This is a genomic window from Streptomyces sp. NPDC001902, from assembly GCF_042891295.1.
In the GTDB taxonomy this organism is placed as follows: Bacteria; Actinomycetota; Actinomycetes; order Streptomycetales; family Streptomycetaceae; genus Actinacidiphila.
The window spans coordinates 166,589-182,585 of sequence record NZ_JBIATA010000003.1 but is presented as its reverse complement, the minus strand read 5'-3'; the positions used below and the strand labels follow the sequence as shown (position 1 = coordinate 182,585).

The following is a 15,997-nucleotide window of genomic DNA, read 5'->3' as shown; positions in this document are numbered from 1 at the left end:
CGCTAAGGTAAGGCTAAGTAAGGTGAGCCTTACCTCTGGCGGCAGCGGTGCGCCTTGGCAGATATCTCGATGTCGAGATAACTCTAATACATCACCGCTGCCGGGTCATGCGCTGGGCCGCCCGTGTGCGGCATCACGCCCTTTCCCATGCCCCCGGGGGTCCGTCCCGCCCCGCCAGGGTGCCGCCGTGAGGCCGCGCGCTCAGGCCTGCGGGAGCATCAGTGCGTTGAGCTCGCCCCAGGGGATGCCGCCCGCGACGGCGGCGTACGTGCCGGTGGCGAGGAGCTCGCGGGCGGCCCGGTCGACGAGGGCGTAGGCGGCCTCGGCGACGGCGCTGCCGAGGCTGACGCGCGCGGCGCCGGCGGAGGCCAGCACGGACACCGGTGGCGCGCCGGGCCCGGCGAGGATGCCGACGGGGGCGTCGATGCCCTCGGCCAGGGCGGCGACGACGGCCGGGTCGGTCACGCCGGGCACGAAGATGCCGTCGGCGCCCGCCGCGAGGTAGCCGGCGGCACGCTCCAGGGTCTCCCCCAGGTCGCCCGCGCCCCGCAGGAAGGTGTCGGTGCGGGCGTGGACGAACAACGGCACCCCGGCCTCGTCGGCGGCGCGGCGGGCGGCGGCGATGCGGGCGGCCTGTCCGTCGGCCGTGCGCAGCGGCGCGGGGCCGCCGTCGTGGGAGTCCTCGATGTTGATCCCGACCGCGCCCGCGGCCAGCACCGCCCGCACCGTCTCCGCGACGCCCTCGGGGTCGGCCGCGTAGCCGCCCTCGACGTCGGCGCTGACCGGGACGGAGACGGCCGCGGCGACCCGCGCGGTCAGTTCCAGCGCGAGGCCGCGGTCGACGTGGTCGCCGTCCGCGGTGCCCAGGGTCCAGGAGACCCCGGAACTGGTGGTGGCGACGGCGGCGGCCCCGGCGCGCTCGGCGACGCGGGCACTGGCAGCGTCCCAGGCGTTGGCCAGGAGCAACGGGCGCCCGGGGACGTGGAGGGAGCGGAAGAGTTCGGCCTTGGCCTTGAGTTCGCTGATCACGGACCGCAGTCCATCACCGGCCGGGGCCCGGGTCCGGCGGATTTCCGACACGTACGTCCCGCGCCGCCTCCCCGTACGTCCACGTCGGATTCTCGCTAGCCCCGGCCCGCGCGGGCCACGGATGCTGGGGGATGTGCATGAGGACTTCGAGCGCTGTGTGCGCGCCGTGCAGTCGAAGGACTCCCGTTTCGACGGGTGGTTCTTCACCGCGGTGCTGACCACCGGCATCTACTGCCGGCCCGGCTGCCCCGCGGTGCCGCCGAAGCCGCGGAACATGACCTTCTACCCGAGCGCGGCCGCCGCCCAGCAGGCCGGGTTCCGCGCCTGCAAGCGCTGCCGCCCCGACGCCGCCCCCGGTTCCCCGCGGTGGAACGAGAGGGCGGACCTGGTGGCCCGCGCCATGCGCCTGATCGCGGACGGGGTCGTCGACCGGGACGGCGTACCCGGGCTCGCGGCACGTCTCGGCTACAGCACCCGGCAGGTGGAGCGGCAGCTGCGGGCCGAGCTCGGGGCCGGGCCGCTCGCCCTCGCCCGTGCGCAGCGGGCGCAGACGGCCCGCCTGCTGGTCGAGACCTCGGCGCTGCCGATGGCCGACGTCGCCTTCGCCGCCGGCTTCAGCAGCATCCGCACCTTCAACGACACCGTGCGCGAGGTCTTCGCGCTCACCCCGAGCGAGCTGCGGACGCGGGCGGCACGGGGGCGGCACTGCGCCCCCGCCGCCGACGTGGCGGGCTCGCTGGCGCTGCGGCTGCCCTTCAGGGCACCGCTGTGCCCCGGCAACCTCTTCGGGCACCTGGCCGCGACCGCCGTGCCGGGCGTGGAGGAGTGGCGGGAGGGTGCGTACCGCCGCACACTGCGGCTGCCCCACGGCCACGGGATCGTGGCCCTGCGGCCCGAGCCCGACCACGTCGCCTGCCGGCTCTCCCTCACCGACTGGCGGGACCTGTCGCACGCCATCAGCCGCTGCCGGTGGCTGCTCGACCTGGACGCCGACCCGGTCGCCGTCGACGGGCTGCTCCGGCAGGACCCGCTGCTCGCCCCGTACGTGGACAAGGACCCCGGGCGCCGGGTGCCGCGCACCGTGGACGGGCCTGAGTTCGCGGTGCGCGTGGTGCTCGGCCAGCAGGTGTCGACCGCCGCGGCGCGCACGCTGGCCGGCAGGCTGGTGGCGGCGCACGGCGAGCCCGTCGCCGACCCCGGGGGCGGGCTGACCCACCTGTTCCCCTCGCCGTGGGCGCTGACGGCCCTGGACCCAGGGTCCCTGGCCATGCCGGGCACCCGGCGGGCCACGCTGACCTCCCTGGTCGCCGCGCTCACCGAGGGGGGCCTGGACCTGGACGTCGGCAGCGACTGGGAGAAGGCCCGGCGGCAGCTCGCCGCGCTGCCGGGCTTCGGCCCGTGGTCGGTCGAGGTGGTCGCGATGCGCGCGCTCGGCGACCCGGACGCCTTCCCCGCCACCGATTTGGGCGTACGGGCGGCCGCGGAAAAACTGGGCCTCCCCACGACCCCCGCGGCCCTCGTCCGGCGGGCCGCGGCCTGGCGGCCGTGGCGCGCGTACGCCGTGCAGCACCTGTGGGCGACCGGCGACCACCCCGTCAACGTCCTGCCCGCCGAACCGGCCTGAGGAATGATCATGTCCCTTCGCACGCACGCCCTGATCGACAGCCCCGTCGGGCCGCTGACCCTGGTCGCGACCGACGGCGTCCTGTCAGGTCTCTACATGCCCGCGCAGCGTCACCGTCCGCCGGAGGAGTCCTTCGGCGCGCGCCGCGACCCGGTGACGTCGCCGTTCGCGCGGGCCGCCGAGCAGCTGCGGGCGTACTTCACGGGCGAGTTGACCGCCTTCGACCTGCCGCTGGACCTGCGCGGCACCGCCTTCCAGCAGCGGGTCTGGGCGGGTCTGCGGGCCATCCCGTACGGCACCGTGATGACGTACGGTCAGCTGGCGGAGGAGCTCGGCAGCCCCGGCGCGTCGCGCGCCGTCGGGCTCGCAGGTGGACGCAACCCGGTCGGCATCATCGTGCCCTGCCACCGTGTGGTCGGGGCCTCCGGCAGCCTCACCGGATACGGGGGCGGACTGGAGCGCAAGCGGTACCTGCTGGACCTGGAGCTCGGGTTGCCATCTCATATGTGAGATAGTCTCTCCGCATGGGAGACGACTACCTCGCACGCATCGGCAAGCTCATCCGTGACGCCCGCCAGCACCGGGGCTGGACCCAGTCCCAACTGGCGGAGGCGCTCGGGACCAGCCAGAGCGCGGTGAACCGTATTGAACGCGGGAACCAGAACATCAGCCTTGAGATGATCGCCCGAATCGGTGAAGCGCTCGACAGCGAGATCGTCTCCCTCGGCTACGCGGGTCCCATGCACCTGCGTGTCGTGGGCGGGCGCCGGCTCTCCGGCTCCATCGACGTCAAGACCAGCAAGAACGCGTGCGTGGCGCTGCTGTGCGCCACGCTGCTGAACTCCGGGCGGACCACCCTGCGCCGCGTCGCGCGGATCGAGGAGGTCTACCGCATCCTGGAGGTGCTGAACAGCATCGGCGTGCGGACCCGCTGGATCAACGACGGCAACGACCTGGAGGTCGTCCCGCCGGCGCGGCTGGAGCTGGACGCCATGGACACCGACGCCGCCCGCCGCACCCGCAGCGTGATCATGTTCCTCGGCCCCCTGATGCACCGCACCGACCGCTTCCGCATCCCGTACGCGGGCGGCTGCGACCTCGGCACCCGTACCGTCCAGCCGCACATGACCGCCCTGCGGCACTTCGGGCTGGAGGTGACCGCCACCAGCGGGATGTACCACGCCCGGGTCGCACCCTCGGTGGCCCCGCGGCGGCCGATCGTGCTGACCGAGCGCGGCGACACCGTGACCGAGAACGCGCTCCTGGCGGCCGCCCGGCACGACGGGGTGACCGTCATCCGCAACGCCAGCTCGAACTACATGGTCCAGGACCTGTGCTTCTTCCTGGAGGAGCTGGGCGTCCGGGTGGACGGCATCGGCACCACCACGCTGACCGTGCACGGTGTCACCGAGATCGACCGGGACGTGGACTACGCGCCCTCCGAGGACCCGGTGGAGGCCATGAGCCTGCTGGCCGCGGCCGTGGTCACCGAGTCCGAGCTGACCATCCGGCGGGTGCCGGTGGAGTTCCTGGAGATCGAGCTGGCGGTCCTGGAGGAGATGGGCCTGGACCACGAGCGCTCCGCCGAGTACCCCGCCGACAACGGCCGCACCCGGCTGATCGACCTCACCGTGCGCCCCTCCAAGCTGCGCTCCCCCATCGACAAGATCCACCCCATGCCCTTCCCGGGCCTCAACATCGACAACGTGCCCTTCTTCGCGGCCATCGCCGCCACGGCCCAGGGCTCGACCCTCATCCACGACTGGGTCTACGACAACCGCGCCATCTACCTCACCGAGCTGACCCGGCTCGGCGCCAACGTCAAGCTGCTGGACCCGCACCGGGTGCTGGTGGAGGGCCCGACCCGCTGGCGCACCGCCGAGATGATGTGCCCGCCGGCCCTGCGGCCCGCCGTGGTGACGCTGCTGGCGATGCTCGCCGCCGAGGGCACCTCGGTGCTGCGGAACGTGTACGTCATCAACCGCGGCTACGAGGAGCTGGCCGAGCGGCTCAACTCCATCGGGGCGCAGATCGAGACGTTCCGCGACATCTGACCCGTCCCGCCCCTCCTGGCCGGCGAACCGGCTACTCCCCCGCAAGGTGACCGTGATAGTCATGCTCCGGGCCGCGGATCATGGCCCATGGGGGAGGAACGGCCAGGCCAGGAGGGGGTCTTCATGGTGGCGGTCCGAGGTGGTACCGCGGGCGGAACGGTGGACGGCAACGCGCGGCGCAGTTCTGCGTTCTCACTGAGGCGGTGGGCGCCGCGCCCGTCGCCACGGCTCGACCCGGCGCGCGGCAACCCCGCGCTCGCGGGCCTGCGCGCGGCCGCCGCCGCGGCGGACTGGCCCGCGATCCGGGAGCGGCTGTCGGCGGTGACCGACGACCGTGAGCGCAGCTGGCTCGTGGCGAACGTCGTGGACGTCGACGGCTGGGAGCGCTGGATGCCGGCCGTCGTGGCGGCCGAGCCCGACTCCGGGCTCGCCCGGCTGGTGGCGGGCGCCCGCCAGGTGACCTGGGCCTGGGAGGCCCGGACCGGACTGCGCGCGCAGCACGTCTCGCGTGAGCAGTTCCAGGTGTTCCACGAGCGCCTCGAGGTGGCCGAGGACCTGCTGTACCGGGCCGCGGAGCTCGAACCCGCATGGGCGTCCCCCTGGTACTTCCTGCAGATGAGCGGCCGGGGGCTGCAGGTCGGCCCGGACCTCGCGCGGCTGCGCTTCGAGGCCACCGTACGGCGCTCCCCGCTGCACCTGGGGGCGCACCAGCAGCAGTTGCAGCAGGTGTGCCGCAAGTGGGGCGGTTCGCACGAGGAGATGCACGCCTTCGCGCGGGAGTCCATGCTCGCCGCCCCCGAGGGCAGCGACATGGGCGTGCTCGTCGCGGTCGCGCACCTCGAGCACTGGGGCGACCTGGACCGCGGCGACGACACGGCGTACATGCTCCGCCTGCAGGTCGAGAAGGAGCTGCACGAGGCCGCGGACCGCTCCTACCGCAACCCGGCGTACCAGGGCTGCCTCGACCCGGTCGGGACGCTCAACACCTTCGCCATGGCCTTCGCGCTGGCCGGCGAGAAGAAGGCGGCGGCCGAGGCCTTCGCCGCCACCGGCGGAGTCGTCACCGAGTTCCCGTGGCAGTACCTCAACGGCAACGACCCGGTGGCGGCCTACCGCACCCTGCGGTCCCGCGCCGGACGTCCCTGACCGCCCCGCGCCCCGTTCCCCGTCCGCGCACCGCCCGGAAGGCCCCTTCGGTGTCCCAGTCCCCGTCAGCGCACACGTTCCAGGTCGACCTGCGCGGCCTGGTCGACCTGCTCTCCCACCACCTCTACTCCAGCCCCCGCGTCTACCTGCGGGAGCTGCTGCAGAACGCCGTCGACGCGATCACCGCCCGGCAGGCGGTCCAGCCGGGCGCACCGGCCAGGATCACCGTGCGGACCGGTGACACGCTCAGCGTCACCGACACCGGTGTCGGGCTGAGCGAGGCCGACGTGCACACGTTCCTCGCCACCATCGGGCGCAGCTCCAAGCGCGCCGCCGACGGCGAGATCGAGGCCGCCCGCGGCGACTTCATCGGCCAGTTCGGCATCGGGCTGCTGGCCTGCTTCGTGGTGGCCGACGAGATCACGGTCGTCAGCCGCCCGGCGACCGCCCCCGGCGCCCCGGCCGTCGAATGGCGCGGCCGCTCCGACGGCAGCTACACCCTGCGCACGCTCCCCGCCGACGCGCTGCCCGAGCCGGGCACGCGCGTGACGCTGACCCCGCGCGCGGACGCCGGCGAGTGGACGGAGCCCGGCCGGGTGGCGTCGCTGGCCCGGCACTACGGCAGCCTGCTGCGGCACGAGGTCACCGTCGTCGACCCGCGCGGCGAGACGACCCTGATCAACGAGACCCCTCCGTGGGAGCGCCGCCACGGCTCCCCGCTGGCCCGCGCCGAGGCGCTGGCCGAGCACTGCCGCGCGACGTTCGGCTTCACCCCGCTCGACACCATCGACCTCGACCTGCCCGTCGCCGGGCTGCGCGGCGTGGCCTACGTGCTGCCGACCCCCGTCAACCCGTCGGAGCGGGCCGGGCACCGGGTGCACCTGAAGGGCATGCTGCTCTCGGACCGGGCCGCCGAGCTCCTGCCGGAGTGGGCGTTCTTCGTCCGCTGCGTCGTGGACGTCACCAGCCTGCGCCCGACGGCCTCCCGCGAGGCGCTGTACGAGGACGAGACCCTGGCCGCCGTCCGCGACGCGCTGGGCGCCCGCATCCGCGACTGGCTGACCGGGCTCGCCGCCAGCGACCCGGCGCTCCTGCGGCGCTTCATCGACAGTCACCACCTCGCCGTCAAGGCGCTGGCCCGCTACGACGACGCGCTGCTGCGGATGCTGCTGCCGTGGCTGCCCTTCGAGACCACGGACGGCAACGTCACCCTGGAGGAGTTCGCCCGCGCCCACCCCACGGTGCTGGTCACCCGCAGCGTCGACGAGTTCCGGCAGGTCGCCCCGATCGCGGCGGCGGCCGGCCTCGGCGTCGTCAACGGCGGCTACACCTACGACCGGGACCTGGTGCACCGGCTGCCGGAGATCCGTCCCGGCACCACGGTCACCGACCTGGACCCGGCCACCATGACCGCGCACCTCGACCCGGTCGACTCGGCCGCCGAACTCGCCGCCGCCTCCTTCCTCGCGGTCGCCCGCGAGGTCGTCGGCCAGTACGACTGCGACGTCGTGCTGCGGGCCTTCCAGCCGGTCACGGCGCCCGCGCTGCTCCTGGACGACCGCGAGGCACGCCACGAGCGCACCCGGTCCGGCCTCGCGGAGAGCAGCGACGGGCTGTGGGCGGACATCCTCGGCTCGCTGCGCACGCAGGCCCCGCGGGCCCAGCTCGTCCTCAACCACCTCAACCCGCTGGTGCGCCGGGCCGCCACCGTCACCGAGCGCGGGCTGGCCCTCACCACGGCCGAGGCCCTGTACGGGCAGGCGCTGCTGCTCACCCGGCGGCCGCTGAAGTCCTCGGAGAGCGCGCTGCTCAACCGGGCCTTCATCGGTCTGCTCACCCACGCCATGCACGACCAGGACACCCCCGCGTCCGGGCCGGACGCCAAGGAGCACTGATGCTGGACACCCCCGAGGCCGTGTTCGAGGCGCTCCGCGAGAACAACGAGCGCCCCTACGGAACGCCCCGCACCGTGACGGCCGAGGAACTGGTCGAGGCGGCCGAGCAGTTCGAGGAGAAGGACGTCCTCGTGACGGCGCTGCTCGAACTCATGTCGGCGTACGAGTACGCCGCCGAGCACCGCAAGTCGCCGGTCGTCTTCGCCCGGATCCTCAAGCTGTGGGAGGAGGTGCCCGGCTCCTTCAGCGAGTGGGAGGGCCACCAGGTGCTGTGGCGCCACAAGTGGGTGACGACCTCGCTGCTCCAGGTGCCGGACGTCCCGCTGGCGACGGTCCACGGGTGGGTCGGCCAGATGGGCGAGCGCTACCGGGCGGCCGGTGAGGGCCTGCAGCCGGTGGCGGCCATGCGGCACCGGATCGCCGCCCACACCGGCGCGGACCGCGAGACGGCCTGGGACCTGTGGGTCACCCGGCGCCAGGAGCGGCTCAGCGACTGCCCGGCCTGCGAGACCCGGCACCAGGGACTGCACCACCTCGCGGCGGGCGACGACGAGCGGGCCCTGCGGACCTGGGAACCGGTCCTCGACGGCGTCCAGACCTGCGAGGAGGAGCCCTGGGTCACCCAGGCCCACGCCCTGCTGCCGTTGCTGCGCCTCGGCCGCACCGACGAGGCGCGCTCCCACCATCTGACGGGCTACCGGCACGCCCGGGGCCGGATCGGCATGGCCGAGGAGACCGGACTGCACGTGGAGTTCTGCGCGCTGTCCGGCAACGAGGGCCGGGCGCTGGAGATCCTCGCCGAGAACCGCGCCCTGTTCGGCACCACCGGCGCGCCGCTGTCGCTGCTCGGTTTCCTCACCGGCGTCGAGGTCCTCACCCGGCGCCTGGTCGACGAGGGGTACGACGCGACCCCCGTCGCCGGACCGCTGGGGCGCACCTGGACCGCGTGGGAACTGCAGGACCACGTGAGCGAGCAGGGCGACACCCTGGCCGCGGCGTTCGACCGGCGCAACGGCACCCCCGCCGTCGGCGAGCGCCGCCGGGCACGCCTGACCCGGCGCCCGCCGCTCGCCGAGCCGCTGGCACTCGGTCTGCGCACCGCGGCCGTGCCGTCACCTGCGGCCGGGCCGGCGGCGACGGCCCCGCCCGTCGCCGTGGCCGGGCGGGAGGTGCCCGAGGACTTCGTCGAACTGGTGGAGAAGGCCCGTGAGATGGGGGACGCCGGCCGTCCCGGCGACGAGGAGCTGTGGCGCCGGATCGCCGAGCGCGCCGGCACCGAAGGCCATGTGCACGACCCCCGGCTGGGCCCGGAGGAGCGCCTGCGGGCCGAACTGGCCGAGCACCGCGCCTTCGCGGCCATGGAGGACGAGGACCGGACGGCGGCCAGGGCCGCGCTCACCGAGGCACGGGAGCTGTTCGCCCTGGCCGGCATGCCCGAGCGCGTCCTGACCTCCCGCGCGCGGCTGGCGTCGGTGGGCGTGGAGCCCGGCCCGGAGGCCGTCGCGGGCCGGGCGGAGCTGGACGCGGTGCGGACCGAGGCCCGCGCACTGGTGGACGGCGAGGGCTCCGCCGAGGTCCGGCGCGCCTACTGCGTCGTGCTGCAGTGCCGTGCCTACCTCGCCCACACCGAGGCGGCGGCCATGCTGCCGGACGTCCCCGCGGAACTGCGCGAGCGCTTCGAGGCGGCCGTGGCCGAGGCCCTGGCGGAGTCGGAGCGGCTCGGCATCCCGGAGCGCACGGTCAACACCCGGATGTCCGCCGCCGATCTCGCGGCGCGCTCCGGGGACCTGGACGGGGCCGAACGGGAACTGCGGAGCGCGCTGCGGGTCGTGGAGGCGGCCGGGACGCCCTGGCGCGCCACCCGCCCGCGGGGCCTGCTCGGCCAGGTGCTGCTGCAGCAGCACCGCCCCGAGGAGGCCATGGAGCAGTTCCACGGCGCGCTCGCCACGGCCACCGCCCACAACGACACCGCGTTCCCGGTGGCGCGCACCCACGCGCTGCTCGGCCACGCCGCCGACCACGCGGGCGACCTGAACGCCGCCGTACGCCACCTGTCCGACGCCGCGGCGCGGCTGGACCGCGAGGACGACGCCACGGGCGCCGCCGAGCTGCGGGTGGAGCTGGCGGACGTGCTCGCCCGCGCCGACCGCCAGGCGGACGCCGTCGCCGTGCTGGAGTCGCTGGTCCGCGACGAGGCCGCGGCCGGCATGGACGAACGCGCCCTGGCCCAGGCCCGGCTGCTGCTGGCGCGGGGCCTGCGGGAACTGGAGGAGCACCGCGCGAGCGCCGAGCAGTTCCTGCTGCTGGCCGACGCCGTCCAGGGGTGGGAGGAGCAGTTCACGCACACGCTCGCCGCCTGCGAGGCCGCCGTCGCCCTGCTGCAGGCCGGCCGCGAGGACGCGGCGCGCTCCGCGTACGACCGCGCCGTCGCCTCGCACGCGAAGGGGCCGAACCCGCACGCGGTCGCGGAGATGATGCGCGACTTCGCAGGCTCCGCCGTCTCGGCACAGGGCGCCGAGGGCCTGGAGACCGCCCTGGACCACCTGCGCGAGGCCGACGAGGTGCTGGCGGCCGTGCCCGCGGACGACGAGGAGTTCGCCCTCTGGTACGAGAGCGGCGCCACGCACTACCAGCGCGGCCGGGCCTATGCCGGCGCCGAGCGCTTCCCCGAGGCGCTCGCCGAGCTGGAGCGGGCGATCGCCGCCCACGAGGAGGGCGGGCCGCGGGGTGAGGCGCCGCGCGCCGAGGCCGTCCGGGTCGCCGCCCTCGTCGAGGCGAACGGCCTGGACCGGCCGGACGCGGCCCTGTCCCGTCTCGGTGCCGCGATCACCCGGTGCCGGGCGGCGGGGCTCGACCACGCGGCCGTGGTCCTTTCCCGGGTCAGGGACGAGGTGTCGTCGCGCCGCCGGGGCTGACACCCGTGGTACGAACGAGGCGACCGCCCTCGGCGCCGCCCGTCCCCCGGACATCCGGGGGCGCGGGGTGTCGATCCGGGCGGTCGCCGTTCGTGTAGGGGGTGGAACGCCGGCGAAGGGCCGGCCCGGACCGCGAGGACGCCCGACATGAAGCACTACCTGCTCAGCGTGTACCAGCCCGAGGGGACCCCGCCGCCGCCCGAGTTCCTCGCCCGGGTCCTGGCCGACCTGGACGTCCTCAACCGGGAGATGAAGGAGGCCGGGGCCTGGGTCTTCGGCGCGGGACTGAACGCCCCGGACACGGCCACCGTGCTGCGGCCGCGGGGCGAGGAGGTGCTCGTCACGGACGGGCCGTTCGCGGAGAGCAAGGAGTACCTCGGCGGCTTCACGATCATCAAGGCGGCCGACCTCGACGCCGCGCTCGCCTGGGGCCGCCGGCTGGCCCGGGTGACCACGCTGCCCATCGAGGTCCGGCCCTTCGCGCACGAGGTCGAGGACTGACGGCCGGCGTGCCGGAGCCGGGCGCACCGGAGGTCGAGCGGGTCTTCCGCGAGGAGTACGGGCGCGCGGTGGCCGTCCTGGTCCGCCGGTTCGGCGACATCGACGTCGCCGAGGAGGCGGTCCAGGACGCCTTCACCACGGCCGTCCAGCGGTGGCCGCGGACCGGACTGCCGCCGAGCCCCGCGGGGTGGATCATCACCACCGCCCGCAACCGCGCGATCGACCGGCTGCACCGGGAGGCGGCCCGCGAGGACCGGCACGCCCGGGCCGCCCTGCTGCAGGACGCCCGGGACGTCCGGGAACCCGGCGAGGAGGGCCCCGTGCGGGACGAACGGCTCCGTCTGCTCTTCACCTGCTGCCACCCCGCGCTCGCCCCGGCCTCACGGGTGGCGCTGACGCTCCGGCTGCTGGGCGGGCTCACCACCGCCGAGATCGCCCGGGCCTTCCTCGTCCCCGAGAGCACCATGGCCCAGCGCCTGGTCAGGGCGAAGCGCAAGATCCGCGACGCCCGGATCCCGTACCGCGTCCCGGACGAGGCCGACCTGCCCGAACGGCTCGGCGCCGTCCTCGCGGTGGTGTACCTGGTCTTCAACGAGGGGTACCTGCCCGGCTCCGGGGACCGCCTGGTCCGCGAGGACCTGTGCGCCGAGGCGATCCGCCTGGGCCGGCTGCTGGCCGGGCTCATGCCCGACGAGCCCGAGGTGCTGGGGCTGCTCGCCCTGATGCTGCTGGTCCAGGCACGCCGCCCGGCCCGCACCGCCGCGGACGGCGAAGCGGTGCCGCTGGCCGAGCAGGACCGCGCCCTGTGGGACCGGGCGCTGGTCGCGGAGGGCCGGGCACTGGTCCGCCGCTGCCTCAGGCGCGGCCGGCCGGGGCCGTACCAGATCCAGGCGGCGATCAGCGCCGTGCACAGCGACGCCCCGGTCGCGGCCGCCACGGACTGGCGGCAGATCCTGGGGCTCTACGACCAGTTGACGACGCTCGCCCCGGGCCCCGTGGTCGCCCTCAACCGCGCCGTCGCCCTCGCCGAGGTCGAGGGTCCGGCCGCCGCGCTCGCCGCCGCCGACGGCCTCCCCCTGGAGGGCTACCCCGCCTTCCACGCCGTCCGCGCCGACCTCCTGCGCCGCCTGGGCCGTACGTCCGAGGCCGCGCAGGCGTACGGAGCAGCCGCCGCCCGCACCGAGAACGAGGCCGAACGGGACTTCCTGCTGCGCAGGCGTGAGGCGCTCGGCGGCCCGCCCTGACCGCCGTGCGGGGCCTTCGGAACCGGGCGGACGCGCGCGGAGCGGTGCCACCTCCGCCGCGACTGCGCGGGCCCCGCACGACGCCGCGGCCGCATCACCGGTGGTGACACCGCCTCGCGTCCCGGCCCGGGCCTCACGCACCCACCCGGACTCGTCTCGTACCGGCAGCGGCCGCGCCATCCTGACGTACGCCCGGCGGCGCGTGGAGCCGCGCCACAGCCACCGTCGCGAAGCGTCGCGGACACCGTGACGGCCGGCCACCGCCCCCGGCACGCGGCGGCCGCCCCCTCGGCGAGCCCCGGCCGTCGGACGCAGGCAACGGCGAGCGGCCACCACCGACGTGCCGGGCCACCCCCGTATCCCGGGTTCCTCCTGACCTCGGGTCAGGAGAGCACGGCGAGGCCGTCGAGTTCGACCATGGCCTCCTCGTCCCACAGGCGGGTGATGCCGATGACCGCCATCGCCGGGTAGTCCCGGCCGGCCAGGGCGCGCCAGATCCGGCCGAGTTCGGGCGCGTGGTCGCGGTAGGCGGCGACGTCGGTGGTGTGGACGGTGAGGCGGGCGAGGTCGGCGGGGGTGCCGCCGGCGGCCTGGAGGGCGGTGAGGAGGTTGATCAGCGCGTGCTCGAACTGGGCGGGGAGGGTGTCCCCGACGACCTTGCCCCCGGAGTCCAGCGCGGTCTGGCCCGCGAGGAGGACGAGGGTGCGGCCGGTGGCGGTGACGGCGTGGCTGAAGCCGGTGGGCGGGGAGAGCTCGGGCGGGTTGATCCGGTTCAGGGTCATGCGAAGAGCTCCTTGGCGATGATCGACCGCTGGACTTCGGTGGCACCTTCGTAGATACGCGGTGCGCGGACCTCGCGGTAGAGGTGTTCCAGGACGTGGCCGCGCTCCAGGGCGCGGGCCCCGTGGATCTGGACGGCCGCGTCGACGGCGTACTGGGCGGTCTCGGTGGCGAAGAGCTTGGCCATGGCGGAGCTGCGGGCGGTGCCGGGGGCACCGGAGTCGTAGGCCTCGGCGGCGGCGTAGACCAGCAGGCGGGCGGCCTCGGTGCGGGTGGCCATCTCGGCGAGGGCGTGGGAGACGGCCTGGAGCTCCTTCAGGGGCGCGCCGAAGGCGGTGCGGGAGGCGGCGTGGGCGGTGGCCGCGTCGAGGGCGGCCTGCGCCATGCCGACCGCGAAGGCACCGACGCTGGGCCGGAAGCGGTTGAGGGTGGTCATGGCGACCCGGAAGCCGCGGTCGACCTCGCCGATCACGTCGTGCCGCCCGACCGGTACGGCGTCGAAGCGCAGCCGGCCGATGGGGTGCGGGGAGAGCATGTCGAGGTGTTCGCCGCCGAGGCCGGGGCGGTCGGCGGGGACGGCGAAGGCGGTGACGCCGCGGGCCCCGGCGCCGGGGGTGGTCCGGGCGAAGACCGTGTAGAGGTCGGCCTCGGGGGCGTTGGAGATCCAGCACTTCTCGCCGGTGAGCCGCCAGCCGCCGTCCGGGGCGGGCTCCGCGGCCAGTTCGAGGGCGGCCGCGTCGGAACCTGCGCCCGGCTCGGTGAGCGCGAAGGCCGCGACGGCCTCGCCGGAGACGACCCGCGGGATCCAGCGGGCGGCCAGTTCGGGGGATTCCAGCAGGGGGTGGGCGCCCAGGCCCTGCAGGGCGAGTGCGGTCTCCGCCTCGGTGCACTCCCGGGCCAGGGACTCCCGGAGCAGGCACAGCTCGAGGGCGGTACCGGGGAAGAGGCGCCCCAGCAGACCGAGTTCACCGAGGGCCGCGAGCAGTGGCCGGTTGACCCGCCCGGGTTCGCCGGACCCCGCCAGCGGCCGGAGCCGTTCGGCGGCCCAATCACGGACCTGTGCGCACCACTTGAGCTGTTCCGGGTCCAGCGCGAACGATGCCACGCGGCACCTCCCGTATCGCGTACCGTTGACTGCCGTCACAAACACGTTACGCTGAATCCGTCCGCAACCAGGGGCCAACGAGGGGCGAACCCGCCATGGACCTGCTGCCATCAGCACACGTGGACACTTTCCCGCGGGATCACCTCCCGCCGCGTGACCAGTGGCCCGTCCTGACCCAAGACCTCCCCGAACTGGCCTATCCCGGCCGGCTCAACTGCGGCACCGAACTCCTCGCCGCCGGCCTGCCCGAGGCGCCCTGCCTGCGGATGCCGGGCGGTGAGGTCTGGTCGTACGCGGACCTGCGCGCCGCCTCCGACCGCATCGCGCACGTGCTGACCGACGAGCTCGGGGTGGTGCCCGGCAACCGCGTGCTGCTGCGCGGCCCCACCACGCCGTGGCTGGTGGCGTGCTGGTTCGCCGTCATGAAGGCGGGCGCGGTCGCGGTGACCGTGCTCGCGGCGCACCGCCCGCACGAGCTGGCGACGATCTGCGAGATCGCCGCCGTCCGGCACGCGCTGTGCGACATCCGCGCGGTCGACGACCTCGCCAAGTGCGAGGCGCCCGGGCTGCGCATCGCCACGTACGGCGGGGAGGCGCCGGACGATCTGCTGCGGCTCGCGGCCGACCGGCCGGACTCCTTCCCCGCGGTGGAGACCTCGGCCGACGACGTCGCGCTGATCGCCTTCACCTCCGGGACGACCGGACGGCCCAAGGGGTGCATGCACTTCCACCGGGACGTGCTGGCGATCGCCGACACCTTCTCCGCGCACATACTGCGACCGACCTCCACCGACGTGTTCGCCGGCAGCCCGCCGCTGGGCTTCACCTTCGGGCTGGGCGGCCTGGTCGTCTTCCCGCTGCGCGTGGGGGCGTCGGCGCTGCTGCTGGAGCAGGCCGGCCCCGAACAGCTCGCCCGGGCCGTCGCGGAGCACGCGGTGACCGTGCTGTTCACCGCGCCCACCGCCTACCGGGCCATACTCGCCTCGCACGGCACCCGCGACCTGTCCTCGCTGCGGCGCTGCGTGTCGGCGGGCGAGAACCTGCCCGAGGCGACCTGGCACGCCTGGTACGAGTCGACGGGGCTGCGGATCATCAACGGCATAGGGGCCACGGAGCTGCTGCACATCTTCATCTCCGCCGCCGACGACGTGATCCGGCCGGGCACCACGGGCCTGCCGGTGCCGGGCTACCAGGCCCGGGTCGTCGACCCCTCGACGCTGTCCCCCGTGCCGGACGGCGAACCGGGGCTGCTCGCGGTGCGCGGTCCCACGGGCTGCCGCTACCTGGCGGACGAACGGCAGCGGGAGTACGTGCGCGACGGCTGGAACATCACCGGCGACACCTACGTGCGCGAGCCGGACGGCTACTTCCGCTACGTGGCCCGCGCCGACGACATGATCATCTCGTCGGGGTACAACATCGCGGGCCCCGAGGTCGAGGAGGCGCTGCTGCGCCACCCCGACGTACGGGAGGCCGCGGTCATCGGCGTGCCGGACGACCAGCGCGGCCAGATCGTCCGGGCCTTCGTCGTGCTGCGGGACGGCCCCCCGCGCGACGAGCACACGGTCGAGGCGCTGCGCGCCTTCACCCGGGAGGAGATCGCGAGCTACAAGTGCCCCCGCGAGATCGCCTTCCTCGACGCCCTGCCCCGCACTCCCACCGGGAAACTGCAGCGCTTCCGGCTGCGCGACCTACAGTGATCGC

The 15,997-nt window shown here is 74.9% G+C and carries 12 protein-coding genes; 9 read left to right on the top strand and 3 right to left on the bottom strand.

Annotated features, from left to right (window positions below; genetic code table 11):
• Positions 1-201: 201 nt before the first annotated feature.
• Positions 202-1,029, bottom strand: coding sequence for an isocitrate lyase/PEP mutase family protein (locus ACFYYN_RS07075; protein WP_500544975.1), 828 nt, complete (start codon positions 1,027-1,029; stop codon positions 202-204).
• Positions 1,030-1,162: 133 nt separating this feature from the next.
• On the opposite strand from ACFYYN_RS07075, the gene ACFYYN_RS07070 reads away from it, so the two are divergent.
• From ACFYYN_RS07070 to ACFYYN_RS07035, 8 genes are all read left to right on the top strand, one after another.
• Entirely contained in the window at positions 1,163-2,653 is a 1,491-nt protein-coding gene (locus tag ACFYYN_RS07070; RefSeq protein WP_500544974.1) for an AlkA N-terminal domain-containing protein, read from the top strand.
• Positions 2,654-2,656: 3 nt separating this feature from the next.
• Positions 2,657-3,163 (top strand): methylated-DNA--[protein]-cysteine S-methyltransferase, encoded by a 507-nt coding sequence (locus ACFYYN_RS07065; RefSeq protein ID WP_500544973.1) that lies wholly within the window; start codon positions 2,657-2,659, stop codon positions 3,161-3,163.
• 14 nt (positions 3,164-3,177) lie between these two features.
• Complete coding sequence (locus tag ACFYYN_RS07060; RefSeq protein ID WP_500358070.1) at positions 3,178-4,707, top strand: helix-turn-helix domain-containing protein; 1,530 nt, start codon at positions 3,178-3,180, stop codon at positions 4,705-4,707.
• Between the two features lie 123 nt (positions 4,708-4,830).
• Complete coding sequence (locus ACFYYN_RS07055) at positions 4,831-5,853, top strand: hypothetical protein (protein WP_500544972.1); 1,023 nt, start codon at positions 4,831-4,833, stop codon at positions 5,851-5,853.
• Between the two features lie 50 nt (positions 5,854-5,903).
• Entirely contained in the window at positions 5,904-7,748 is a 1,845-nt protein-coding gene (locus ACFYYN_RS07050; RefSeq protein WP_500544971.1) for an HSP90 family protein, read from the top strand.
• Positions 7,748-10,663: a hypothetical protein gene (locus ACFYYN_RS07045; RefSeq protein ID WP_500544970.1), complete on the top strand. Its 2,916-nt coding sequence runs from the start codon at positions 7,748-7,750 to the stop codon at positions 10,661-10,663. The genes ACFYYN_RS07050 and ACFYYN_RS07045 overlap by 1 nt, the downstream gene beginning before the upstream one ends.
• A 147-nt stretch (positions 10,664-10,810) precedes the next feature.
• On the top strand, positions 10,811-11,164 hold the full coding sequence (locus ACFYYN_RS07040; RefSeq protein WP_499514568.1) for a YciI family protein: 354 nt from the start codon (positions 10,811-10,813) through the stop codon (positions 11,162-11,164).
• An 8-nt stretch (positions 11,165-11,172) separates the two neighbouring features.
• On the top strand, positions 11,173-12,408 hold the full coding sequence (locus ACFYYN_RS07035; protein WP_500544969.1) for an RNA polymerase sigma factor: 1,236 nt from the start codon (positions 11,173-11,175) through the stop codon (positions 12,406-12,408).
• Between the two features lie 383 nt (positions 12,409-12,791).
• On the opposite strand, the gene ACFYYN_RS07030 is transcribed toward ACFYYN_RS07035, so the two are convergent.
• A complete protein-coding gene (locus tag ACFYYN_RS07030) occupies positions 12,792-13,190 on the bottom strand; it encodes a RidA family protein (protein WP_500321844.1) in 399 nt (132 codons plus the stop codon).
• On the bottom strand, positions 13,187-14,293 hold the full coding sequence (locus ACFYYN_RS07025) for an acyl-CoA dehydrogenase family protein (protein ID WP_500544968.1): 1,107 nt from the start codon (positions 14,291-14,293) through the stop codon (positions 13,187-13,189). Before ACFYYN_RS07025 ends, ACFYYN_RS07030 begins: the two co-directional genes overlap by 4 nt.
• A 95-nt stretch (positions 14,294-14,388) precedes the next feature.
• On the opposite strand from ACFYYN_RS07025, the gene ACFYYN_RS07020 reads away from it, so the two are divergent.
• Positions 14,389-15,993 carry an AMP-binding protein gene (locus ACFYYN_RS07020; RefSeq protein ID WP_500544967.1) on the top strand — a complete coding sequence of 535 codons (1,605 nt, stop codon included), beginning with the start codon at positions 14,389-14,391 and terminating at the stop codon, positions 15,991-15,993.
• Positions 15,994-15,997 lie beyond the last annotated feature (4 nt).

What these genes read in the sequence shown, in the direction of transcription:
- ACFYYN_RS07040 (WP_499514568.1), top strand. Translation starts at nt 10,811, where the DNA reads ATGAAGCACTACCTGCTCAGCGTGTACCAGCCCGAGGGGACCCCGCCG.
- ACFYYN_RS07030 (WP_500321844.1), bottom strand. Translation starts at nt 13,190, where the DNA reads ATGACCCTGAACCGGATCAACCCGCCCGAGCTCTCCCCGCCCACCGGC.
- ACFYYN_RS07065 (WP_500544973.1), top strand. Translation starts at nt 2,657, where the DNA reads ATGATCATGTCCCTTCGCACGCACGCCCTGATCGACAGCCCCGTCGGG.
- ACFYYN_RS07060 (WP_500358070.1), top strand. Translation starts at nt 3,178, where the DNA reads ATGGGAGACGACTACCTCGCACGCATCGGCAAGCTCATCCGTGACGCC.
- ACFYYN_RS07045 (WP_500544970.1), top strand. Translation starts at nt 7,748, where the DNA reads ATGCTGGACACCCCCGAGGCCGTGTTCGAGGCGCTCCGCGAGAACAAC.
- ACFYYN_RS07055 (WP_500544972.1), top strand. Translation starts at nt 4,831, where the DNA reads ATGGTGGCGGTCCGAGGTGGTACCGCGGGCGGAACGGTGGACGGCAAC.
- ACFYYN_RS07020 (WP_500544967.1), top strand. Translation starts at nt 14,389, where the DNA reads ATGGACCTGCTGCCATCAGCACACGTGGACACTTTCCCGCGGGATCAC.